This window comes from Glutamicibacter sp. MNS18 (assembly GCF_026107515.2).
Classification (GTDB): domain Bacteria; phylum Actinomycetota; class Actinomycetes; order Actinomycetales; family Micrococcaceae; genus Glutamicibacter.
Genome location: NZ_JAPCHW010000004.1, coordinates 349,427 through 372,950 on the forward strand (window position 1 = coordinate 349,427; position 23,524 = coordinate 372,950).

The 23,524-nt window shown below is 63.2% G+C and carries 21 protein-coding genes; 12 read left to right on the forward strand and 9 right to left on the reverse strand.

All coding sequences use genetic code 11. The annotated features are described in order from the left end of the window. Positions 1-6: 6 nt before the first annotated feature. From OK351_RS07305 to OK351_RS07330, 6 genes are all read left to right on the forward strand, one after another. Entirely contained in the window at positions 7-1,623 is a 1,617-nt protein-coding gene (locus tag OK351_RS07305) for a phytoene desaturase family protein (protein WP_265157349.1), read from the forward strand. Between the two features lie 136 nt (positions 1,624-1,759). Beyond that, positions 1,760-2,533, forward strand: a complete 774-nt coding sequence (locus tag OK351_RS07310; protein ID WP_265157351.1) for a cyclase family protein — start codon at positions 1,760-1,762, stop codon at positions 2,531-2,533. Between the two features lie 136 nt (positions 2,534-2,669). Beyond that, positions 2,670-3,128, forward strand: coding sequence for a flavin reductase family protein (locus OK351_RS07315; protein ID WP_265157353.1), 459 nt, complete (start codon positions 2,670-2,672; stop codon positions 3,126-3,128). A 32-nt stretch (positions 3,129-3,160) separates the two neighbouring features. Beyond that, the gene (locus OK351_RS07320; protein WP_265157356.1) at positions 3,161-4,264 is read left to right on the forward strand and encodes an LLM class flavin-dependent oxidoreductase; all 1,104 of its coding nucleotides are present in this window, start codon (positions 3,161-3,163) and stop codon (positions 4,262-4,264) included. A 73-nt stretch (positions 4,265-4,337) separates the two neighbouring features. Beyond that, positions 4,338-5,396, forward strand: coding sequence for a helix-turn-helix transcriptional regulator (locus tag OK351_RS07325; RefSeq protein WP_265157359.1), 1,059 nt, complete (start codon positions 4,338-4,340; stop codon positions 5,394-5,396). Next, positions 5,393-7,045 carry a thiamine pyrophosphate-binding protein gene (locus OK351_RS07330; protein ID WP_265157361.1) on the forward strand — a complete coding sequence of 551 codons (1,653 nt, stop codon included), beginning with the start codon at positions 5,393-5,395 and terminating at the stop codon, positions 7,043-7,045. Before OK351_RS07325 ends, OK351_RS07330 begins: the two co-directional genes overlap by 4 nt. A 696-nt stretch (positions 7,046-7,741) precedes the next feature. Here OK351_RS07330 and OK351_RS07335 read toward each other — a convergent pair. The 5 genes from OK351_RS07335 to OK351_RS07355 form a co-directional block, all read right to left on the reverse strand. Further along, positions 7,742-10,135 carry a bifunctional salicylyl-CoA 5-hydroxylase/oxidoreductase gene (locus tag OK351_RS07335; protein WP_265157363.1) on the reverse strand — a complete coding sequence of 798 codons (2,394 nt, stop codon included), beginning with the start codon at positions 10,133-10,135 and terminating at the stop codon, positions 7,742-7,744. 77 nt (positions 10,136-10,212) lie between these two features. Continuing rightward, complete coding sequence (locus OK351_RS07340; RefSeq protein ID WP_265157366.1) at positions 10,213-11,841, reverse strand: AMP-binding protein; 1,629 nt, start codon at positions 11,839-11,841, stop codon at positions 10,213-10,215. A 63-nt stretch (positions 11,842-11,904) separates the two neighbouring features. Then, positions 11,905-12,789, reverse strand: a complete 885-nt coding sequence (locus OK351_RS07345) for an acyl-CoA thioesterase (protein ID WP_265157368.1) — start codon at positions 12,787-12,789, stop codon at positions 11,905-11,907. After that, positions 12,786-13,268 (reverse strand): cupin domain-containing protein, encoded by a 483-nt coding sequence (locus OK351_RS07350; protein WP_265157370.1) that lies wholly within the window; start codon positions 13,266-13,268, stop codon positions 12,786-12,788. Before OK351_RS07350 ends, OK351_RS07345 begins: the two co-directional genes overlap by 4 nt. 46 nt (positions 13,269-13,314) lie before the next feature. After that, entirely contained in the window at positions 13,315-14,175 is an 861-nt protein-coding gene (locus tag OK351_RS07355; RefSeq protein WP_265157373.1) for a fumarylacetoacetate hydrolase family protein, read from the reverse strand. Between the two features lie 143 nt (positions 14,176-14,318). On the opposite strand from OK351_RS07355, the gene OK351_RS07360 reads away from it, so the two are divergent. Further along, a complete protein-coding gene (locus OK351_RS07360) occupies positions 14,319-14,738 on the forward strand; it encodes a RidA family protein (protein ID WP_265157375.1) in 420 nt (139 codons plus the stop codon). 74 nt (positions 14,739-14,812) lie between these two features. On the opposite strand, the gene OK351_RS07365 is transcribed toward OK351_RS07360, so the two are convergent. Then, complete coding sequence (locus OK351_RS07365) at positions 14,813-15,688, reverse strand: PaaX family transcriptional regulator (protein WP_265157377.1); 876 nt, start codon at positions 15,686-15,688, stop codon at positions 14,813-14,815. Positions 15,689-15,932: 244 nt separating this feature from the next. On the opposite strand from OK351_RS07365, the gene OK351_RS07370 reads away from it, so the two are divergent. Further along, the gene (locus tag OK351_RS07370; protein ID WP_265157379.1) at positions 15,933-17,303 is read left to right on the forward strand and encodes a M16 family metallopeptidase; all 1,371 of its coding nucleotides are present in this window, start codon (positions 15,933-15,935) and stop codon (positions 17,301-17,303) included. Between the two features lie 10 nt (positions 17,304-17,313). On the opposite strand, the gene OK351_RS07375 is transcribed toward OK351_RS07370, so the two are convergent. Beyond that, the gene (locus OK351_RS07375; RefSeq protein ID WP_265157381.1) at positions 17,314-17,733 is read right to left on the reverse strand and encodes a hypothetical protein; all 420 of its coding nucleotides are present in this window, start codon (positions 17,731-17,733) and stop codon (positions 17,314-17,316) included. 209 nt (positions 17,734-17,942) lie between these two features. On the opposite strand from OK351_RS07375, the gene dapB reads away from it, so the two are divergent. Then, positions 17,943-18,701: a 4-hydroxy-tetrahydrodipicolinate reductase gene (gene dapB, locus OK351_RS07380; RefSeq protein WP_265157383.1), complete on the forward strand. Its 759-nt coding sequence runs from the start codon at positions 17,943-17,945 to the stop codon at positions 18,699-18,701. Beyond that, the gene (locus OK351_RS07385) at positions 18,698-19,150 is read left to right on the forward strand and encodes a hypothetical protein (RefSeq protein WP_265157386.1); all 453 of its coding nucleotides are present in this window, start codon (positions 18,698-18,700) and stop codon (positions 19,148-19,150) included. Before dapB ends, OK351_RS07385 begins: the two co-directional genes overlap by 4 nt. 88 nt (positions 19,151-19,238) lie before the next feature. Here OK351_RS07385 and OK351_RS07390 read toward each other — a convergent pair whose 3' ends face one another. Next, positions 19,239-19,514: a hypothetical protein gene (locus OK351_RS07390; RefSeq protein WP_265157388.1), complete on the reverse strand. Its 276-nt coding sequence runs from the start codon at positions 19,512-19,514 to the stop codon at positions 19,239-19,241. Positions 19,515-19,655: 141 nt separating this feature from the next. After that, a complete protein-coding gene (locus OK351_RS07395) occupies positions 19,656-20,804 on the reverse strand; it encodes a DUF1624 domain-containing protein (RefSeq protein WP_265157391.1) in 1,149 nt (382 codons plus the stop codon). Positions 20,805-20,877: 73 nt separating this feature from the next. Between OK351_RS07395 and dapA the strand changes: the two genes are divergently transcribed. Together dapA and OK351_RS07405 are read left to right on the forward strand one after the other, a co-directional pair. Next, positions 20,878-21,789, forward strand: a complete 912-nt coding sequence (gene dapA / locus OK351_RS07400; protein ID WP_265157393.1) for a 4-hydroxy-tetrahydrodipicolinate synthase — start codon at positions 20,878-20,880, stop codon at positions 21,787-21,789. Positions 21,790-21,810: 21 nt separating this feature from the next. Beyond that, positions 21,811-23,517, forward strand: a complete 1,707-nt coding sequence (locus OK351_RS07405; protein ID WP_265157395.1) for a ribonuclease J — start codon at positions 21,811-21,813, stop codon at positions 23,515-23,517. Positions 23,518-23,524: the final 7 nt, after the last annotated feature.

Consider the following 23,524-nt stretch of genomic DNA (forward strand, 5'->3'; position numbering starts at 1 on the left):
AAGGGCATGACTGCTGATTATGTGATCATCGGTTCGGGAATCAATGCATTGGTTGCCGCTGCGGAACTCTCGCGTGCCGGGGCCAGTGTCACGATGGTCGAGGAGCGTCAGCGCATCGGTGGCTTCATCGATTCGGGTGAGCTGACGAAACCCGGTTTCATCCACGACACCTACTCCTCATGGCACCCGCTGTTCGTGGCCGGTGCCGCCTATGCCGAACTGGGTGAAGAGCTCCATCGGCGGGGACTTCGATACCGGAACCTCCAGGACGCCGACACCCCGTGGGTCTGCGCAAGTACCGGGACAGACTCCCGGGGGAGAACGACTACGGTACTCGCGCACCGGGATCCGGCGCGGACGGCAGAGCTTTTCGAGTTCGCCGAGGATCGTGACGCCTACCGGCGGCTGATGGAGGAGTTCGGCAAGCAGGCGCCGGTCGTCTTCGCGGCGCTGGGAAACGAAGCGAACTGGCCGGGCCTGGCCAAGACAATCCGGGGCATTGCCCGGCTTGGATACAACGGCGCCCAGTCACTGGTCCGCCAGGCGCTGATGAGCGGGCGGAACCTGACGCGCAGTCGGTTCAAGGGAAATGAGACCGACCAGCTGTGGGCACCGTGGTTACTGCATGCAGGGCTGGGCCCGGACCAAGCCAGTGGTGGCATCATGTTGCCGGTGATGGCCGCGAGTATGCATCAATTCGGATTGCCGGTCGTCGAGGGAGGCGCCGCGAACTTCGTCCGGGCGTTCGAATCGCTTCTGCTGGACAACGGGGTACAGATCCTGACCGGAACCCGCGCCGAAGGCATCGAGGTCCTCAATGGCCGTGCCTCCGCGGTGCGCACCACTGCGGGCACCCTTGAAACCGGGTATGGCGTACTTGCTTCGGTCTCGGTTCCGCAGCTGTACTCCGGCCTGCTCAAGCAGCCGGAGCTCAGTGCCAAGCGGCGTGCAGAAGCCGAGGGTTACCTGCCGGGGCGGGCGGCCATGCAAGTACATCTGGCATTGAACGGACCGGTCCCGTGGACGGATCAGCGTTTGCGGCGAACCCCGCTGATCCACATCAGCACGGGGTCGGACTCCACGGCCATCGCCTGCGCCCAAGCCGAGGCCGGACTGTTGCCGGCCGAGCCGACCATTGTGGTCGGACAGCAGTCGTTGTTGGATCCAACGCGCGCCCCGCAGGGGAAGGCCACATTGTGGATCCAGCTCCAGGAGGTTCCATTCCGGCCCCTGGCCGACGCCGCCGGCGAGTTGGAATGCCACGGCGAATGGACGGAAGAGCTCAGCCGCGGATACCTGGAACGTGTCCTGTCGGTGATCGAAACTCATGCACCGGGACTGCGTGGGGTGGTCCTGGCAAGCGCATCGATCAACCCGCGCGAGCTTGAGCGGCAGAACCGCAATGCCGTGGCCGGAGATCCCTATGGGGGTGCCACGGACCTGTACCAGAACCTGTTCTGGAGGCCCGCGCCGCGACTGGCTACCGGTCGTTCCCCGGTCAAGGGACTGTGGCATATCGGTGCGGCCACGCATCCTGGCCCGGGACTGGGCGGCGGGTCGGGGCACCTGGTGGCCCAACAATTGATCCGGCGTGGGCTGCACCGGAAAGGGTGGGAACCGTAACCGTGAGACCTCTGTCCATGAACTGCAAGCGCTGCTAAGCTGTCATTCAATAGAAAAAGTATGACGATCGTCACAAACTATCAATATTTCCTGGCCGGCGCCATCCGGCGTCAACCAACTAGGCATTGGAGTACCCATGAGCCCCTTGAACAACGTGCTGTCCTCACTGGCATCCGGGTCGGTGAAAGTCGTGGATCTCACCGCGCCGTTATCCGCCGATACCCCGACGTTGGTCCTGCCCGAGCCATTCGCGAACCTCGTGGATTTCAGTCTCGATGAGGTTTCGGCCTACAACGAACCGGGCCCATTCTGGAAGCACCACAACATCCATACGGGTGAGCATATCGGTACCCATATCGATGCCCCGATCCACTGGATCTCGGGGAGGGATGGAAAGGATGTCTCGCAATTGGACCCGGCACGCCTGGTGGGGCCCGCCGTGGTGCTGGACTTCAGCGCGGAAGCGGCAGCGGATCCGGATTTCCTGATTGATGTGCACCATCTGCGTGAAAGGGCGGAAGCCAAGGGACCGTTCCCCGCGAACGCCTGGCTACTCTTCCGGACCGGATGGGATCAGTACGGACACGACAAGCAGGCGTTCCTGAACCTTGATGACACCGGTTCGCACACCCCGGGGTTCACGGTCGAATGCGCTCGTTATATCGCCGATGAACTGGAGATCTCCGGGATCGGTGTGGAAACCGTGGGGATTGATGCGGGAAATGCCGGGGCATTGGAACCTCCCTTCCCGATGCACTACTACCTGCTGGGGGCCGACAAATACGGTATAACGTCGTTGAAGAACCTGGACAAGCTGCCGTCGAATGGTGCCATGATCGTTGTCTGCCCGCTGCCGATCGTCGGCGGTACCGGTGCCCCAACCCGCGTGTTGGCGCTGGTCCAGGAGTAGCAGGCCATCACGAATCCGACTCGGCGCAAAGCGGATAACGCACCGCGCCGAACGGATAGATCAAGATCACTGTCCTTGCCACCATTGATTCAACAACGCATCAGCGTTGGGTCATCGTCAAAGCGAGGAACGGATCATGACGCATTCGACCATGGATCGGCCAGACACCGCAGCGGTAACAGGGCAGGACCTCAAAGAGGCCATGCGGGCCTGGAAGTCCGGAATCACCATCATCACCACCTCGGGAACCCAGGGGATGCCGGTGGGACTGGTGAGCAATTCCTTCACCTCCGTTTCCCTGAACCCGCCACTGGTGTCCTGGTGCGTGGATCTGAATTCCTCGTCCATCGATACCTGGAGCACCACCGGTGCATACTCCGTGCATATCCTGGCTGACGGTCAGGAGGAGTGGATTAGCCGGTTTGCGGCACGTGGTACCCGGAAGTTCCACAGATTGGATGTGGAGCGAAGCCTGGTGGGCACTCCGGTGCTGGATATCCGGGGGACACGTATGGATTGCACCCTCGCTCAACGCCACGAGGCCGGGGACCACCTGATCCTCGTGGGCCAAGTGCACCGGATCGAGATGAGATGACCATGAAAACCCCACATGGAACGGACAGCCAAATGACCCGACAGATTCTTGACAACAAGGACTTCAAGCTCGGCCTCTTCTCCGCCAATTGTTCCGGCGGCCTGGCGGTGACCAAGATCGATGAACGCTGGGCAGCGACCTGGGAAGAGAACCTGGCCATGGCCCGGCTTGCGGACAGGATCGGCTTCGATTTCCTGCTGCCAATTGCCCGGTGGATCGGTTACAAGGGGGAGACCAACTTCCATGGCAGCGTCCTGGACCCCGTTGTCTGGGCTGCTGCGTTATTGAGCAGTACCGAGAGGATCAACGTATTCTCCACCATCCACACCGCGTTCAACCATCCCATGGTGACCGCCAAGCAAATGGCTACCCTGGACCAGCTCGGCGGCGGCGGGCGGGCGGGGCTGAATATCGTGGCTGGATGGAACCAACCGGAATATGAGGCCATGGGCTCACTGCTTCCCCACGATCACGATGACCGTTACGCCTTCGCCCAGGAGTGGCACGATATCGTGCTGGCCGCGTGGCAGGAACCGGCGATCTTCAACATGGAAACCGAGCACTTCACCCTGCGTGGTGCCGAATCCGAACCAAAGCCGCGAGGCAACAAGGTCCCGATCCTCAATGCCGGCTCCTCCGGACAAGGACGCGCCTATGCCGCCAGGAACTCGGACTTCGTGTTCACCATCATCCCCGATATCCAGACCGGTGCCGGGATCGTCTCTGCGGTCAAGGAACAGGCCCGAAGCGAATACAATCGCGAGGTGGGGGTCCTCACGCTCGGACACGTTGTGTGCCGGCCTACCCGCAAGGAGGCCGAGCAGTATCTGGAGTACTACGCCAAGGAGAATGCGGACTGGGGAGCGGTGGACTACCTGATGGGTCTGCAGGGGATGCACGCGCAGTCTTTCACTCCTCAAATGCTGCAGACCATGCGTGACCGTTTCGCCTCCGGGCACGGCTCACTGCCGCTGGTAGGTTCCCCGGACGACGTAGCAGACCAGATCGCAGCATTGCACGAGGCTGGCTTTGCCGGGATGACCTTGGCCTTCGTGGACTATGTCAGCGAGTTGGAGTACTTCGGTGACGAGGTGCTACCTCGTCTTGAAGCCCGCGGGGTACGCCTGCCACGATGACCCGGTGCCCGGACTTCGCGGGCACCGCGTAGCCCGGGCGCCGCAGCCCTTGACGACCGAATGGAGACACCACGTGATTGCGAGCCAGTCCACGCACCGGGCAGCTGAACATCGTTCCGGGGCCCTGCGCCGACACCCCGTGGCAGCCAGTAGCAACCCGGTGGTGATTCGCGATGCAGTCAATGACTTGACCCGGGACGAGCACGCGCTGAAACTGCACGAGGGCTCACGGATCAATGGCAACGTCAACGGCACCCACCTCGGCCCGCTGGCCTTCGTCCACGTCAGCTATGGAGCCGCGGTGACCATTAGTTCACCACCAACCCGGGACCGGATCCTTGTGGTGTTCCCGCGCGGTCCCATGCACGTGGAGTCCGCTTCGCATCAATGGCTGGCGAGCACTCCCTTCGCCCTCAGCACCACCCGGCACACGCTCATGGTCCCTGATCCGCTCAACGGCGCACTGATCGCCGGAGTCGACACGAACGTCGCCGCCTCGCAGTTCGCCAGGATTTCCGGACGCACCCTGCACCAGCCGTTGACCCTGGATTCCGAACGGCCGCTGCAACTGGCTACTTCCGAACTCGTCGCCCGGACCTGGATGGAAGGCTGCGCGGCCCTTGACGAGATTGCCGGCCAACAGGACCCGCTTACCGCGCTGTTGCTGCTCAACACCCTTTTTTCCACGCTCTTGCTGGGACTGAGCCCCCACCTTTCCTGTTTTGAACCCGGGATCTTGCCTGCCAGCTCATATCCGGGATACCTGCAGGCAGCCAAGGCCTTTATCGAACGCAACTACCCGCTGGTCACCGGGGTGTCCATGGTTGCCCAGGCAGTGGGGATCAGCCCACGCCAACTGCAAAGCTCCTTCACCAAGTATTTGGGCTGCACCCCAAACCAGTACCTTCGCAACGTCCGGTTGGATGCTGCCCATACCCTGCTGCGAACCGGAAATCCGGGAGGCCACCCGAGTGTGAGCTCGATTGCCGCGAGTGTGGGAATCGACCACTTGGGGAGATTCTCCTCCTACTATTGCCAACGCTTCGGGCAGCCCCCTTCAGAGACACTTGCCGGAGCGCACCGCAATCCGGAGACAGACCTGAACAACGTGGAAAGGACACTAACAGCATGAACGTCGCCGAATTGGTCGGAAAGACCCTCGCACAGCTCGGGGTAGGACACGCCTTTGGGGTGGTGGGTAGCGGAAACTTCACCGTGACCAACGCCCTGGTCGAACATGGGGTGCCGTATACCGCAGCACGCCATGAGGGCGGGGCCGCCACGATGGCGGATGCCTTTTCACGTACCAGCGGCCAACTGGCCGTGGTTTCAGTGCATCAAGGGTGCGGATTGACCAATGCCGCCACCGGTATCGGCGAGGCTGCCAAATCGCGCACCCCACTACTTGTCCTGGCCGCGGAAGCAGCTCCCAGCGCGGTGTACTCGAACTTCGCCATGGACCAGGACTCCTTCACCACCTCGGTCTACGCGGTCTCGGAGCGGGTGCACAGTGCGCAAAGCGCAGTGGCCGATACCGTGCGCGCCTACCGTACGGCGGTCAACGACCGCAGGACGGTGGTGCTGAATTTGCCATTGAATATCCAGTCCCTTCCGGCCGTCGAAACGAACGCGATTCCGCAGATCGTCCCCACTGAGCCGATCCGTCCCTCACGGGCCTCGGTGGAAGCCTTGGCGGTCCTGATCGCCAGTGCCAAACGGCCGGTCTTTGTTGCCGGCCGTGGTGGACGCGAGGCCAAGAACGAGATCCTGGCCCTGGCCCGGCACACCGGTGCGTTGGTTGCCACCTCGGCCGTGGCCAAGGGACTTTTTAATGAAGATGACTTCAACCTCGGGATCTCGGGGGGCTTCTCCTCGCCGTTGGCCGCCGAGCTGATTACCGATGCCGACCTGATCGTCGGTTTCGGTTGCGCATTGAACATGTGGACCATGCGTCACGGCCATCTGATCGGCAGCGGAACCAAGGTGGTCCAGGTGGATTTGGACGAACCAGCCTTGGGTGCCAACCGCCCCATTGATCTCGGTGTGGTGGGTGACTCAGCGCAATGCGCCAGGGACGTACTGGAACTCCTACGACTGCAAGAGTTCAAGGAACGCGAAGGGTACCGCAGTGAAGCGGTTCGCCAGCGGATCAGCTCGGAGATCAACTGGCAGCAGGTCGGCTACGCGGACCTGTCCGACGAGAACTTGATCGATGCCCGTACCCTGACCACGCGGCTGGATGAGTTGCTCCCGGCCGAACGGATCGTGAGCGTCGATTCAGGAAACTTCATGGGCTATCCAAGCCAGTTCCTCTCGGTTCCCGATGAGAACGGTTTTTGCTTCACCCAGGCCTTCCAGGCCATCGGGCTGGGGCTGTATACGGCGATTGGTGCGGCTTTGGCGCAACCGGGACGCCTGCCGGTGCTGGGAACCGGTGATGGCGGATTCCACATGGCCATGGCCGAATTGGACACCGCCGTACGGCTTAACCTGCCGCTGGTGTGCATCGTGTACAACGACGCCGCCTACGGGGCTGAGGTCCACCACTTCGCTGAAGGCGGTGCGCAACCGGATTTGGGTTCGGTGGTTTTCCCCGACACCGACTTCGCGGCCATTGGCCGTGGGTTCGGAGCCGACGGGATCACCGTACGCACGGTGCAGGATTTGGAAGCGGTCAGGGCCTGGCTGGAATCCAACCCCACGAAGCCGCTGGTTATCGATGCCAAGATCGCATCCGATGGGGGAGCCTGGTGGCTGGCGGAGGCCTTCAAGGGGCATTAGCGCGGACTGCACCTGCCAGACGGTGGATATCCCGAGGTGGTTGTCGGGGTAGCCATCGTCTCGTTTTTGTCGGCGGGAATCGGGATAACTGCCCACGCGGCGTTCCGTTATGGGACCGACTTGATGGGGTTTGGGATAATCGTGTACTTGTTCGGCATCCATCATCCCGAATTGCCGAGGACCCTTCATAACGTCTGCGGTGAGCCGGAAGTTGCGGGATTGCTGGACTGCCTCGTCACGTCCGGCTAAATTCGGCTTCTGTGCCATGCCAGACCTCGATATCAGTACGGAGGTGGACGATAGTTTTCCCGGGCTGCTCCGGATTCGCTCGTGTCCTGGTGCCGACTTCGAAGCGAGCCAAGGCCAACGCCGCATCGCCAAGTGAGTGGCGCGCGCCGACATAACCTGTACAACAGCATTGCCATGCCATGCCGAGCTGGTCGAACGTCCTCGTGCGGGGTCCGCGTTACGACGGCAGGATGAGCAGTTCGCAGACCCGCAACCCGGTGGGGTGCTGGGGCATCCACCGTGGAAGGTTGCGCAACGGGTGACCTCACCCTATGGTGCCCGACGCAGCGTGAGCACAAGTGAAGAAGCGACCAGCGAAGGGCAAGACCACGGACCATGTCCGATCCGCGGAACGTGGGTACGTCCTGCGGACCGGACATGGTCCGTGGTACTTCGACAACCGGGTGGCTAGTTGTGGCTGGTGGCCAGTTGTTGCGCGTCCTTGGCAGGTGTCCAGCGAAGGTGCGTGGAATCCTTCTCCGCCTCCTCGGCCAGCAACGACAGCCGCGGACGGACCGCATCGGTGCGGGCACTTGGTGGCTTGCGCCGCCCGGCCTTGAACTGCGTGGGCCAGGTGGCCCCGTCTCCCACATAGTCCTGCTCGGCGGCTGCCTGCAGGGTCCACTGCGGGTTGTACAGGTGGGTACGACCCAGGGCGACCAGATCGGCGCGGCCGGCCAGCAGGATCGAGTTCACATCGTCGTAGGAGGAGATCGCTCCCACCGCGATGACTCCCACCCCGGCCTGGGCTGCGATCTTGTTGCGGATCTTGTCCGCGAACGGGGTCTGGTAGCTGCGGCCGAAGGCCGGCTTCTCATCCTTGACGATCTGCCCGGAGGAGACGTCGATGAACTGGGCGCCGTGCTTGATGAAGGCCTCGGCAATGGCTACCGCATCCTCATCGGTGTTGCCGCCTTCGGACCAGTCGGTCGCCGAAATGCGCACGCCGATGGCCTTGCCTGCAGGCCAGACCTGGCGAACCGCGTCAAATACCTCCAGCGGGTAGCGCAAGCGGTTCTCCAGTGAACCGCCGTACTCGTCGGTGCGCTGGTTGGACAGAGGGGAGAGGAAGGAGGAGAGCAGGTAACCGTGGGCGTTGTGTACTTCAAGTACATCGAACCCGGCGGCATCGGCACGGTGGGCGGCGGCCACGAACTGCTCGCGTACCTGGTCCATCTGCTCCCGGTTCATCTCGATCGGGGTGTGGCATCCTTCGCCATAGGGGATGGCGCTGGGAGCCAGGACATCCCAGTTCCCCTCGTCCAGTGGCTGATCGATACCTTCCCACATCAGTTTGGTGGACCCCTTGCGCCCCGAATGGCCGATCTGCGCACCGATCTTCGCCTTCGAGTTCACGTGGACATAGTCGGTGACTCGTTTCCATGCCGTGGCCTGCTCATCGGTGTACAAACCGGTGCAGCCCGGGGTGATCCGACCGGTATCCGAGACACAGACCATCTCGGTCATCACCAGGCCGGCACCTCCCATGGCCTTGGACCCCAGATGCACCAGATGGAAGTCCCCGGGAACCCCGTCGCTGGCCGAGTACATGTCCATGGAGGAAACCACGATCCGGTTCACCAGCTCGGTATTGCCCAGGGTGTAGGGCTGGAACATGGCCGGCGCGCTGTGCTGCTGCCCGGAAAGACGGGCGAAATTCTCGTCAACCTGCGCAGCGAACCCGGTGTCCCGCAGCTTCAGGTTTTCGTAGGTGATACGGCGCGAACGGGTGAGCAGGTTGAAACAGAACTGGACCGGATCCTGATCCTTATACTGGCCGATGTTCTCAAACCACTCCAGTGAGGCCTGAGCGGCACGCTGGGTGGACTCGACCACCGGACGACGTTCAGTCTCGTAGGCTTCAAGCGCCGTATTGACGTCCGGGTGCTCATGCAGGCAGGCTGCTAGGGCCAGGGAGTCTTCCATGGCCAGTTTGGTGCCCGAACCGATGGAGAAGTGTGCGGTGTGCGCGGCATCGCCGAGCAGCACGATGTTCTCGTGGCGCCAGGACTCGTTGCGCACGGTGGTGAAGTTGATCCACTTCGAGTTGTTGGTCAGCACCTCGTAACCGGCAAGTTCCTCCGCGAAGATCTCGGCGACCTTGGCCACAGACGTCTCATCGCTGACCCCCGGAGGGAGGACCTCGTTTTCGGTTTCGTCGAATCCGGCGGCCCGCCAGACGTCCTCGTGCATCTCCACGATGAAGGTCGAGCCCTCATCCGAGTACGGGTAGCCGTGGATCTGCATGGTACCCGCATCGGTCTCCTTGACGAAGAACTTGAAGGCCTCGAAGACCTGGTTGGTTCCCAGCCACATGTACTTGGAGACCCGCGGGTCCAACGACGGCTTGAAGGAACCGGCGAACTTGGTGCGCACCGCCGAGTTCAGCCCGTCGGCGGCCAACACCAGGTCGTACTCGGCGGCCAGCTGCTCGACATCCGGGGCGACGGTGGAGAACCGGACATCAACACCGAGTTCAAGACAGCGTCGCTGCAACAGTTCCAGCAGTTCCTTGCGGCTCATGGCAGCGAAACCCTGACCGCCGACAGTATGCATCTGGCCGCGGAAGTGGATGTCGATATCACTCCAGCGCGCGAAACGGCGGGACATGTACTCGGCGACCACCGGATCGGCATTCCCGATTCCGCCCAGGGTCTCGTCCGAGAACACCACTCCGAACCCGAAGGTGTCCGAGGCGGCGTTGCGTTCCCACACGGTGACATCATGGTTGGTGTCCAGCTGCTTCATCAGTGCCGCGAAATACAGGCCGCCGGGGCCTCCGCCGATGACTGCGATTTTCATGGTTGGTCCTTTCATCAACCCCTGTACCAGGGGTGCGCGAGCCACGAGGGCCCTGCGGGGAATTGTTGTGGCCTGTCTCAGACCGTGGATCTGGCGAATTGTTCCCGCAGCTTGAAATGCTGCAGTTTTCCGCTGGGATTGCGTGGCAGTTCGGTGACGAAACGGATCTCACGCGGGTACTTGTACGGGGCAATGGTGGACTTGACGAAGTCCTGCAGCTCCTTGGCCTTTGTGTCGTTGCCCTCCACGCCGTCAACCAGAACCACGAAGGCGCAGACAATCGAGCCCCGGTTGGCATCGGGGCGTGCGACCACGGCGTTCTCCAGGACCTCAGGGTGCTGGTCCAGCGCGGCCTCGACCTCCGGGCCACCGATGTTGTAACCGGAGGAGACGATCATGTTGTCGCTGCGGGCTTGGTAAACGAAGTACCCGTCCTCGTCCTTGTAGAAGACATCCCCGGTGATGTTCCAGCCGTTGCAGATGTAGTTGTGCTGGCGTTCATCATCCAGGTAGCGGCAGCCGGTGGGCCCGATGACCGCAAGCCGTCCGGGTTCGTTGACGGCGGTCTCCTGGCCCTGGTCGTCGAGCACCGTAGCCCGGAATCCAGGAATGGCCTTGCCGGTCGTTCCCGGCTTGATGTCCTTCCCGGCCGCGGAGATGAACACATGCAGCAGTTCCGTGGAACCGATACCGTTGACCAGTTCCAGCCCGGTGGCGTCCTTGACCTGGTGCCAGGTCTCGGCGGGCAGGTGTTCGCCTGCGGAGACGGCGACCCGCAAGGACTTGAGCAGATCGCCCTTCCCGTTTTTCAGGATCGCCCGGTACGCGGTGGGTGCGGTGAACAATATCGTGGCCCCGGCCGCATGGGACTGTTCGGCCAGCTCGACCGGGGTGGCCCGTTCGGTCAGCAGCGAGCTGGCACCGAAGCGGAACGGGAAAACGACCAGTCCACCCAGCCCGAAGGTGAAAGCCAGCGGCGGAGAACCCGCGAACACGTCGTCCTTGGTGGGCTGGAGGATATGGCGCGCAAAGGTGTCCGCGTTGGCCAGGATATCCCGGTGGAAGTGCATGGTGATCTTCGGGACGCCGGTGGTTCCCGAGGTGGGACCCAGCAAGGCCACATCGTCGGCGGCCGTGTCCACTGCGGTGAATTCCCCGGACTTGGTCTTCACCAGGGCCGCAAGATCCTGTGCACCCTCGCCGCCGAAACCCACCACGGGATAATCGCCGGCGCCCGCCGTGAGCGCATCTTCAAGGAACCGGTGATCACTGAGCAGGACCGAGGGACGGGTCAGCGTGGCCAGCTTGGAGATTTCCTGGGCGCGCAGTGCGGCCATGGTGGTGACCACGATGCCACCGGCCTTGAGGACACCCAGCCAGCAGGCGACCAACCATGCGTTGTTCGGTCCGCGGAGCATGACCCGGTTGCCCGGGACCAGTCCCAGGTCCTCAACCAGGACCTGGGCGATCTGGTTGGCGCGGGTCTGCAACTGGCCGTAGCTCAATTGCTCGCCGTCCGGGGCCTTGAGCGCCGTCCGGTCCGCGCCGTGCAGGGTGATGGTCTGGTCGAGCAGCACCTCGGCGGCATTGAGCCGTTCGGGGTAGTGCAGTTCGGGAAGGGTGAATTCGAAGGTCGGCCACAATTCCTGCGGTGGAAGGTGGTCGCGGGCGAACGTGTCGTGGTGCGCCGAGGGTGATAGTTCCATAACGTTTCTCCGTTAGGTGGATCTCTACGATGGGTGTCCTATATCGGTGGATGTTTTCGGTCTCTAGCTGCGCGGTGCGCGGATCATTCCTTCTTGGGCGACGGTGGCCAACAACTCGCCAGCGCGGGTGTAGAACCGGCCAACAGCCAGACCTCGGCTGTTCTGGCTCGATACCGCTTCCTGGGTATACAGCACCCAGTCATCCATCCGCCCGGGGCGGTGGAACCACATGGAATGGTCCAGGCTCGCTGTCACCAAGCCGCGATCGCCCCAGGCCAGGGACTGGCTGCGCAGGATCGGTTCCAGGATGGTGTAGTCGCAGACATAGGCCAGCGCAGCCTTCTGGACCAGCTCGTCATCCGGCAGCGGGGAGAAGGCCTTGAGCCAGACCGCCTGACAGCTGCTCGCTTCACGCTCTCCCGGGAGGTAGAGGTCGCCGGGAACATGGCGCATATCGAAACTGCGACCATGGGACCAATACTCGGCCGCCGGACCGTCCACACCGGTCAGCGCCTCGGCCGCGCTGGCCAGGGTTTCCGGGTCCAGGTCCAAGGACGCCTCCGGGGCCGGAAGCGCAACCTCGGCACCGTCCTCGGGGACATGGAAGGAACCGAGCGACGAGTACACCGGCTTGCCGTTCTGGAAGGCCCGCACCTGCCGTGTCGAATAACCACGGCCATCACGCAGGTGCTCGATTTCGTAACGTACGGCCTGGTGCATGTCGACCGGGCGCAGGAAGTAGGAGTGCATCGAGTGCAGCTGGCGGTCGGTGCCCACCGATTTCATCATTGACAAGGCGCCCTGGGCGACCATGTCCCCGCCGTAGGCCTTGGGCCACGGCACATACTGGGGGACCGCCGTGAATGCCTGGTCGAAGACCTCGGGTTCGCATTCGGTCAGCTCGATGGCGTCGAGGAAAACCTGTGAGGAGAGAACGGTGGAGTTCATGCCCGGCGGTATCCTTCCAACGACTCGTCTGCCACATCAGGCAGATTCACCACGATGTTCTCCGGGGTCCGGGCGGTGAGCCAGACCAGTTCCTCGGTCACCGACATGTTCGCTTCCACATGCGGCATGAACGGTGGGACAAACACCCAGTCGCCGGCCTTCATATCCGCATACTGTTCGTAGTTTTCCCCGTAATAGATCCGCCCATGACCACGCAACACGTAACCGCCGGTTTCGGCTTCTCCGTGGTGATGCGGCAGGGAGCGGTATCCGGGGACATTGGAGACCTGGCCGAACCAGATCTTGGTGGCCGGGGTGTGTTGGATGCTCACGCCTGACACGCGGACACAGTCCCCGGACTGTGCGGTGTTGGTGTCCTCCTCGCCGGCGCGGGTGACCACGGGGACAACCTGTCCGTTGTCACTGGCATACATCGAGTTGTCACCCTCGGTGCGGTAGATCACTGGTGCATCAGTCATGATGGTTCTCCTTCGATTCCTTGGTCGTTTTGGGGTTTCGGTGGGTTCAACGGGTGTGGGCAGTGGAGCCGACTCGAAGCCGGAAGGTGTTCCGCAAGGTCCCTATCCCAGGGATCTCGGTTTCCATCTGGTCGCCGTCGGATAGGAAACGTGGCGGCTCCATCCCCATGCCCACTCCTCCCGGGGTGCCGGTCAGCACGATGTCCCCGGGCCGCAGGGTGGTGAATTCCGAGATGTAGGAAACCAGGCGGGCGGCCGAGAAGACCAGGGTGCTGGTATTGCCGGACTGCACCACTTCGCCATTGACCCGGCAGGTCACCTGGACACCAGCAGCCGGATCGATCTCGTCGGCGGTGACCAGTACGGGGCCCAGGGGAGTGGTCCGGTCGAAGGCCTTGCCCTGGAACCACTGCAGCGTCCGGCGCTGCCAGTCGCGCATGGAAACGTCGTTGGCCACCGTGTATCCGGCGATGGCGTGCAGGGCGTCGGTTTCGGTGGCCTGGGATACCTGTTGTCCGATGACCACGGCCAGCTCCGCTTCCCAGTCCACGGCCTGCGATGCGGTACTGGTGATCTCGTCGTCCGGATTGGCCAGCGTGTCGGCATACTTGGCGAACAGCGTGGGGTACTGCGGCAGGTCACGGCCCATCTCCAGGATGTGATCCGAATAGTTCAGGCCACAGCAGATGACCTTGGCCGGGCGGGGTACCGGGTTCAGGACGGTGACCTCGTGCGCGGGCAGGACCATGCTGTCCTGGTGCTCGCGCAGCGCATTCTCGGCCTGGGCCTTCCAGTCGGGGGCAGCCAGCAATTCGTTCAGGTCGCGAGCTGCCAGCGGGAGATAGCCGGTTGCGACCTGGATGGCGGCCGTGGTCCTGGCTCCCTGCTGGATCGTGGCGAGTTTCATGGGGCTGTCCTTGCTGGTTCGACGAAATTCTTGATGTGTCGACTTTTTTACCGCCGTCACGTAAGCTCAATGTAGCACGTGTCACAATGACAGCGCCAGAGTCAATCAGGGCGAATTTTTAGGGCCCGGCAGAGGAGTACGAAATGACCCAGACCAAGCTGCACCGCAACCAGACGATTAACCCCACGTCGATGGCCAAACCATCCGGGTATGCCCATGGGGTGAAGGCCGGGGATACCGTCTACCTCGGCGGGCAGACTGCCCTGGACAAGGAGATGAATATTGTTCCCGGTGGGATCGTGGAGCAGTTCAAACAGGCGTTCTCCAATGTGCTTACGACCCTGGTCGAAGCCGGCGGACAACCCGAGGACCTGGTGTCGGTGACTATCTACCTGACTGATGTGGACGATTACATGGCCAATGGCAGGGAAATCGGTCGGCTCTGGCGCGAGATGGCCGGGACCGAGTATCCGGCCATGGCGGGCATCGGGGTGAGCCGGTTGTGGCAGAAGGAAGCCCTGATCGAGATCCAAGGTGTTGCCGTGATTCAGGATCGCGACTAGATCGATAAAAAACCGGCCGGTCGGAACAGCATCTCTCGCTGTCCTGACCGGCCGGTTTCATTTTGCCAGGTGGTCTACCCCGCTTGCGCCTGGATGACACTGTCCGCATGCCGCGAGGCCAGGGGGGCCAGCAGCGAATGTAGGTCCTTGAAAAGCTGCTCCGCCTTGAGCGCGTTCCAGTTTTCGGGCAGGTATTCGGCCGGCAACCCCGGGTCGGAGTACGGCAGTCGGCGCCACTGGGTTATCAGGATCAGGTATTCGGCAAAGGCCTGGGCGTCCAGTCGCGCATCCGGTTCGTCGGTAAGCCGCGAGGTCCAGGTTTCCAGCCTTCCGAGGTTCTCCGCGAGGAACTCGGAGTACAGTTCATCCAAGGATGCCAGATCCCACCAGGAGCCGATGTTCCGCTGTATCTCGGCCCCGCCGATATGCTCGGCCAGGAAGAACTCGAAGTACTCGTTCAGTCCGTGGCGGGTGAAATAGGCCAGGGCCGCATCCCGTGCATGCTCCGGGGCGATCCACAATCCGGGAACCACCGAACCGAATCCCATGCGGATCAGCGCGGAACGGATCTTGTGCCGGATATTGCGCTTCGTTTCCGGCACGGTGAAGGTGGCCAGGAGCCAGCGGTCCTGTGGAGTGGCCCGTCGCGGGTGGAAAATCCGTTCGTCACCCTCGGCAAAGGTGGTCAGTACTGACTCGGCCAGCGTGTAGCCGTTGCGTCCATGGACCTGGACGCTGTCGATGATTCCCCGCTTCTTCAGCCGGGAGATCGAGGAACGCGTTCCCGCCGGTTCGACACCAACATCCTGCATTAGCGAAATAATTGTTGCCACAGGGAGCGCACCGCCGTGATTGCGGGCATAAAGACCGAACAGGGAAACAATCAACTGGTGATGACGCGGCATCGAAGACTCGCCCGCACCAAGGCGCGCGCCGGTCTGGGTCGTCATGGGCCAACCTCCGATCGATCGGTTTGTCTCAAGTCTAGACTCCCGGTCTACCGGAAACCGGCAGGTGAGCCTGCATGCTGCTGGTGTGCGCCGGAACCACAGCCTGTCGGCCCGACCATAGCCGTGAGAGCTTGCTCCCATGCCAAGTGAGTTCCCAGACCGCTATGGGAGAATGGTTCAAGTTAATCCGCTGCGGTGATCCGCTGCGCCAAGAAGGTTTCCTCCCAGAAAAGGACGTCAATCCGTGGTCATGATTCCCCTGCCGTTGCATTCGCTGTCAACCAGTGAGTTCTCATCGGTTGATCCGGCGGACCCAACCCTGGTCCACCGTGGGGATGGGGGCTCGGAGGTCCGGCGCAGCATCCTTCCCGGTGGTGTGCGTGTATTGACCGAGGCGATGCCCGGACAGCGCTCAACCACCGTTGGGTTCTGGGTTCCGGTCGGGTCCCGGGACGAGACCGAGGGGCACCACGGGTCAACCCACTTCCTGGAGCACCTGCTGTTCAAGGGCACCAAGAAGCGCTCGGCGTTGGACATCGCCCAGGCCTTCGACGAGGTGGGTGGTGAAGCCAATGCCGCAACCGCCAAGGAATCCACCTGCTACTACGCCCGGGTGCTGGATGCGGATCTGCCGTTGGCCATGGAGGTGATCGCCGATATGGTCACCTCCGCGGTCCTGGACCCGCAGGAGCTGGAGCAGGAACGCGGGGTCATTATCGAAGAGATCGCCATGGACGCGGACGACGCCACGGATGTGGCCCATGAGAAGTTCGTCCAGGCCGTACTCGGCGAGCATCCGCTCGGGCGTCCCATCGGCGGCACCCCAGAGGAAATCATGAGTACCTCCCGTGAAGCGGTGCTGGAGCACTACCACGAGCACTACCGTCCCAGCGAACTGATCATCACCGCAGCCGGATCCCTGCAACATGACGAGGTTTGCCGGATGGTACTCGAAGCGCTCACCGAGGCCGGCTGGGAGCTGGATCCACTGGCCAGCCCGGAACCCCGACGCAATGCCGAGCCGGCCCAGATTACCAGCCGGCCGGGTCTTGAACTGATCAAACGCCCGGTGGAGCAGGCCAATATCATCGTCGGATGCACCGGCATCACCGGGCACGACCCACGCCGCCACACCCTGGCCGTGCTGAACTCGGTCCTGGGCGGGGGCATGAGCTCGCGGCTGTTCCAGGAGATCCGTGAAAAGCGCGGGTTGGTCTATTCGACCTATTCGTTCTCCGCCGCCTATTCGGATGCCGGATACTTCGGCATGTACGCCGGTTGCACCCCCTCCAAGACGGGCGAAGTGGTCAAGCTGCTGGTCGCCGAGCTGGAGAAGCTGGCCGGGGACGGTATCACCGAGGAAGAGTTGCGCAAGGCCAAGGGGCAGCTGTCCGGAGGCACCGTGCTGGCCCTGGAGGATCCGGGCAGCCGGATGTCCCGGCTGGGACGTGCCGAAATGATCACCGGTGAATTCCAGGATCTTGACGAGGCACTGGCCCGGGTGGCCGCGGTGACCCGTGAAGACGTGCAGGACCTGGCCCGTGAGCTGGTTGGAAGGCCGCGCACCATCACCGTGGTGGGTCCTTTCGAGACCGAGGCCGAGCTGGGGCTCTGAGCCGCGGGCCCTATTCGCCGGTCACCGGAGCGGAATTGATCCCCGAGTACTGCTCGATGGTGGAGACCAGATCCTCGGGGAAAAGGCTGCGGATGTCCTCGGCATATTGCGAACCGCCGGCGGGCACCTGCACGGTGCCGCCTTCCGCCCGGAACGGTGAGCTGTCCGATTGCTCGATCTGGTCTTCTCCCGCGCTCAACGCATTGGTGCATTCTGACCAGCCGTAGGTGACAGGACCGTCCTGCCGGAAGACTTCCACGCTGCACACGGCGTCCTCGATCCAGCTGGCATTCTCCACGACTTCGGTGAGTCGTTCACGTTTCTGGTCGCTGATGGCAGGTGGTTCGGCGACCTCACTGCAACCGGCCAGTGCCGCCGCCAAAATCAGCGTCGCCGCGCCGACAACCAACCCTGAGTTCGTGCTTCTCACGGGAATTCCGTTCCTAGATCCGTTTCTTCCCACAGCATTTCATCCCGGAGGCGGACACTGCAAGCAGCCGCGGTGATCTGCCGCAGATTGGTATTCCCGGGCCGGGGAGCTCCGAAATCCGGGCCGCGGTGGACGTGGGGCGTAATCCCGGGCAGAGGTCACTTAACCCAAAACGGGGGCAAGCCTGTGGAGAGGATATTCTAGACACCATGAGTGCACAGATTAGGGTCGCTGTCATCGGCGCCAATGGTCGTATGGGAGCCGAAGCGGTCAAGGCGGTGGAGGCTGCGGCGGATATGGAATTGGTTGCCGCGCTGGGGCGTGGCGATGAACTCCCGAGCATCCTGGCCGCGGGAGCAACCCACGTGGTGGACCTTTCGGTTCCGACCGCGACCGAAGCCAATGTCCGCTTTGCCGTGGAAAACGGATTGCATGCGGTGGTTGGAACTACCGGGTGGGATGACGAGAAGCGTGCGCGGCTGGGAGACCTCTTGGCAGCCCATCGCGGAGTAGGTGTGCTCATTGCACCGAATTTCGCCGTTGGATCGGTGCTGGCCAGTGCCTTTGCGGCCACTGCGGCCAAGTACTTCGAATCCGTGGAGATCATCGAACTGCACCACCCGGACAAGGTCGATGCACCGAGCGGAACGGCCGTACGCACCGCCGAACTGATCGCCGCCTCCCGTGACAAGGCCGGTGTGGGACCGAGCCCCGATGCGACCGAATCTCAGCTGGAGGGGGCCCGCGGCTCGGTGGTTGATGGTGTGCATGTGCACTCGGTTCGGCTGCGTGGACTGGTGGCCCACCAGGAGGTCCTGCTGGGTGGGGAAGGGGAGCAGCTGACGTTGCGCCATGATTCCTATGACCGCGCTTCCTTCATGCCCGGCGTCCTGCTGGGTCTGCGTACCGTGGCCTCCCGCGAGGGGCTGACCTACGGGTTGGACGGATACCTGGAGCTTGGTGCATGAAAACGAAGCTGTGGGTTGGAGGCATCCTCGCACTCTTTGTGCTGTACCTGGCGATGACCTTCAACCAGTCCTACCGCTTCATCAATAGTGGTGAACCGATCGCCCAGGTGATGGGCGTGGCCGTCATGGTCATCCCGGCGTTGGGTGTCTGGATCCTGATCCGCGAAATCCTCTTTGGGCTACGCACCCAGAAAATGGGCAAGGAACTGGCCGAGAGCGGTGAACTGCCAGAAGACCTGCCACGGATGCCGTCGGGGCGTTTTGTACGTGAGGCCGCGGACGCGGACTTCCCCAACCATAAGCGGGATGTGGAAGAGAACCCCGAATCGTGGAAATCCTGGTACCGGTTGGCCCTGGCCTATGACGCGTGCGGGGATCGGAAGCGTGCGCGTTCATCCATGCGCACCTCGATCAACTACTGGGTCCAGGCGCACAAAGCCGTCAGCTGACCGATAGCTACCAGGCCCGTGGCTCCGCGAGAATATCCGGGGGACCACGGGCCTTGCCATATCCGGATCACGACGTTTGCGCCCAGGATCAGCGCAGCCCCTTCTCGTTGGCCACGCCAAAGAGAACACATTCGGGGAAGTCCTCCCCGAATACCGGAAACCCGTCCATGTCGAAGACACGGACCTGCCGGCCGCCGGTGGTTTCGGCAGTTCGGGAATCCGGTGCCGCATCCTTGCCCGGAAGAATCTGTTCCGGCCAGCACTCAGCTGTATTCCCTGTTTCAACGGCCATTGCGGTGATCGGCAGGGGCACCCTGATCGGCTCGTCGGCCGCGGTGATCCACAGGTAGGACTTCCCCTCCACTGCGTGCCCTCCAGCCGAGTCAACTCACCGGAGGCATCCAATATCCCGGGCGCAGCTGGCCAGGTCGATCTCCGCCGAGCCATCCACCAAGTCGATTCGCGTGGAATTGGCAGCCTGCCGGAAGAACCGGAATCCCGTTAGCTAGCCCGGTGTGGGTCGGGCACCACTGAGATAGGCGACCCCGGCCTCCAGCGGGGCCGAGCGCCCGGTGCGTTCCAGGATGAGGGCCGTGACCAGCACGATGGCGCATAGGATCCACCAGATGGTGACCGGTTCGGCCACCTCTTGCAGGATCGGTAGCAGTAGCAGGTGCCCGGCATACAGGGTCAACGGGGCGCGGCCCGCCGCGGAGATGAGCTTGCCCAGGTAGCCGAGTCGATCGGTCAACAGCAGCAACAACCCGAGCAGGGCCACGGCGCAGGCGGCGGCGTGCACGGTGTTCACCAGGGAGGTCGAATGCGGGGACGGAAGCCACAGGTAGTGGCCGCTGGAGAGGAAGGAATCGATCCGGCCCCCGGGAGCGCGGCCCACTTGCATGGCCACGGTGACCGACTCGCTGGGCCATCCGGTGGCCCGGGAGATCTGGTTGGCCAGCGGTCCGGTCAACGCCCACCCGAGCAGTTGCGAGCCGGCGGCCAGCAGGGTGCCGGCCCCGAACAACCACCCGGCGACCGAGGTCCTGCCCAGGTCCAATCGGCTCAGCGCCAGACCCAGAAGGCCGAACCCGCACCAGACCAGCAAGGGGTAGTAGCCGGTGACGGCCAGATCCGTCAGGAGCAGCCTCGGGGAGGACAGATCCAGGAAACCGGGGTTGTGGCCCAGGGGGTCCTGCTGCCAGCGGTAGGCCAGCGGCCGCCAGAGTACCGGGGCCAGCAACAGCCAGAGGCCCGCCAAGGGCGCCAGCACCCGCCCCGGGAGGAAATGCGCCACACTGAGCACCGCGAACAGCAGGCCATAGTGCACCAGGATGTTGGCGATGCCCTCATTAATCGGCCCGATCACCATGCCCAGCACGGTGATCACCGCTGCCCGGCGCAGGATGACCAGCACCCGGCGCCCGGGCCCCATACCCCGCCGTGCCAGGCTTCGGGTGAACAACCCCAGCGACACCCCGGCCAGCACCATGAAGAGCACCGAGGCCCGCCCCGAGGCCAGCAGCCCGGTGGCCGTGGCCTGCAGTTCTCCCTCTGGGCCAATCCGGTACAGCGGGAAAATGTGGGCGGCAAACATCCCGAGGATGGCCACGGTCCGCGCCGCGTCCAGTCCCGGCAGGCGTCGGGTTGTGCTCATTCGCATAGCCACAATGGCATCACAGATCGCCAAGAAGATGCTATCGGCAGTCGTTGACGTGTAGATTTGAGTCATGGCTTCGAATGCTTCTGAAAATACCGCGTACCCGTTTGGCACCGTGCTGACCGCGATGGTCACCCCCTTCACCGCAGAAGGCGAAGTCGACTACGAAGCGGCGGCGAAACTCGCCACGAAGCTGGTTGACGACGGCTGCGACGGGCTGGTTGTCACCGGGACCACCGGTGAGACCTCCACGCTGACCGATGAGGAAAACATCGGAATGTTCCGTACCGTGGTGGAAACCGTCGGGGACCGCGCAGCGGTACTGGCCGGGTCCACCACCAATGACACACGGCATTCGATCAAGTTGAGCCTGGCAGCCAAGGATGCGGGCGTGGATGGCATCCTGGTTACCGCCCCGTACTACAACAAGCCGAGCCAGGCGGGGGTTATCGCCCACACCCAGGCCATCGCCGATGCGGTGGACCTGCCGATCATGATGTACGACATCCCGGGGCGTGCCGGGATCGCCATCTCCGCCGAGACCCTGATCCGGCTGGCCGATATCCCGCAGGTGATCGCCTTGAAGGACGCCAAGGCCGACTACCAGTCCACCACCACCGTGCTGGCCAATACCGACCTGCACGTGTACTCCGGTGATGACGGGTTGACCCTGCCGCTGATGGCCGCCGGCGCCGTCGGCGTGGTCTCGGTCTCGGCCCACGTGGCCACCGCACAGTACCGCAAACTGGTGGACGCGATGCTGGCCGGGGACCTGGCCACCGCACGGGCCACCCACTTCGAGCTGGACCCGGTCCAGCGGGCCGTGATGGGCCACATCCAGGGCGCCGTCGCGGCAAAACACATACTTCATTGGCAGGGTGTCCTGCCGAACAACATCGTCCGGTTGCCGCTGTGCGCGCCGTCGGACGAGGAACTCGATGCCATCCGTGCCGACCTTCGTGAGGCAGGCTGGGATCTGTAACCAGAAAGGGCGTTATCGTTCATGACCGAAACATCCGTAGACAAGGCCGACACTGCGCGGCTGCAGTTGCCCGCCAAGCTCAAGCCGGGAACCCTGCGTGTTGTCCCGCTCGGTGGTCTGGGCGAGGTAGGCCGTAATATGGCGGTCTTCGAGATCGATTCGAAGCTGCTGATCGTCGATTGCGGTGTGCTCTTCCCGGAGGAGCACCAGCCCGGCGTGGACCTGATCCTGCCGGACTTCTCCTACATCAAGGACCGCCTTGACGACGTGGTGGGCCTGGTGCTGACCCACGGTCACGAGGACCATATCGGCGCGGTTCCCTACCTGCTGCGACTGCGCGAGGACATCCCGATCTACGGATCGAAACTGACCCTGGCATTTGTGGAAGCGAAACTGGCCGAGCACCGGATCAAGGCCAACTCCACCATCGTGATGGAGGGCGAGCTCAGCCAGATCGGCCCGTTCGAATGCGAATACGTGGCCGTGAACCACTCCATCCCGGACGCGTTGGCGGTCTTCATCCGTACCGCGGCCGGCACCGTGCTGCACACCGGCGACTTCAAGATGGACCAGTTGCCGCTCGATGGCCGCATCACCGACCTGCGTCACTTCGCCCGGCTGGGCGAGGAAGGCGTGGACTTGTTCCTGCCGGACTCCACCAACGCCGAGGTGCCCGGGTTCACCGTGGCCGAGAAGGACATCGGCCCGGTGCTGGAGGCGCAGTTCGCCAAGGCACGCCGCCGGATCATCGTGGCCTCCTTCTCCTCGCACGTGCACCGCGTGCAGCAGGTGCTGGATGCCGCCGCGGTCCACGGCCGCAAGGTCGCCTTCATCGGCCGTTCGATGGTGCGCAATATGGGCATCGCCGAGCGCCTGGGCTACCTGCACGTGCCCGCCGGGGTGGTGGTCGACCTCAAGCAGGTCGAGCAGCTTCCGGAAAACAAGATCGTGCTGATGTCCACTGGCTCGCAGGGTGAGCCGATGGCTGCACTGTCCCGCATGGCCAATGGCAGCCACAAGGTGGAGGTCGGTGCCGGGGATACCGTCATCCTGGCCTCCAGCCTGATCCCGGGCAACGAGAATGCGGTCTTCCGCGTGATCAACGGCCTGATGCGCCTGGGCGCCGAGGTGATCCACAAGGGCATGGCCAAGGTTCATGTCTCGGGGCACGCCTCGGCCGGTGAGCTGCTGTACTGCTACAACATCCTGCGCCCGAAGAACGTGCTGCCGGTGCACGGGGAAACCCGCCACCTGATCGCCAATGGCCGGTTGGCCGCCCAGTCCGGGGTGCCCGCGGAAAACGTGATCCTGGCCGAGGACGGTTCGGTCATCGACCTGAAGGACGGGGTGGCCCAGCTGGTGGGCCAGGTCGACTGCGGCTACGTCTACGTCGACGGCTCCAAGGTCGGGACCATCACCGACGAGGACCTCAAGGACCGGGTCACCCTGGGCGAGGAAGGGTTCATCTCGGTGATCACCGTGATCAACCGCCAGAACGGCACCGTGATCACCGGACCGGAGATCAACGCCCGCGGTGTGGCCGAGGACGACTCGGTCTTCGACGAGATCAAGCCGAAGATCGAGGCCGCGATCCTGGAAGCGGTGGCCAACAACCCGTCGCACACCACCCACCAGTTGCAGCAGATCGTGCGCCGCGTGATCGGCTCGTGGGTCTCGCGCAAGCTGCGCCGTCGCCCGATGATCGTGCCGGTGGTGCTCGAAGCCTAGGCTCCGG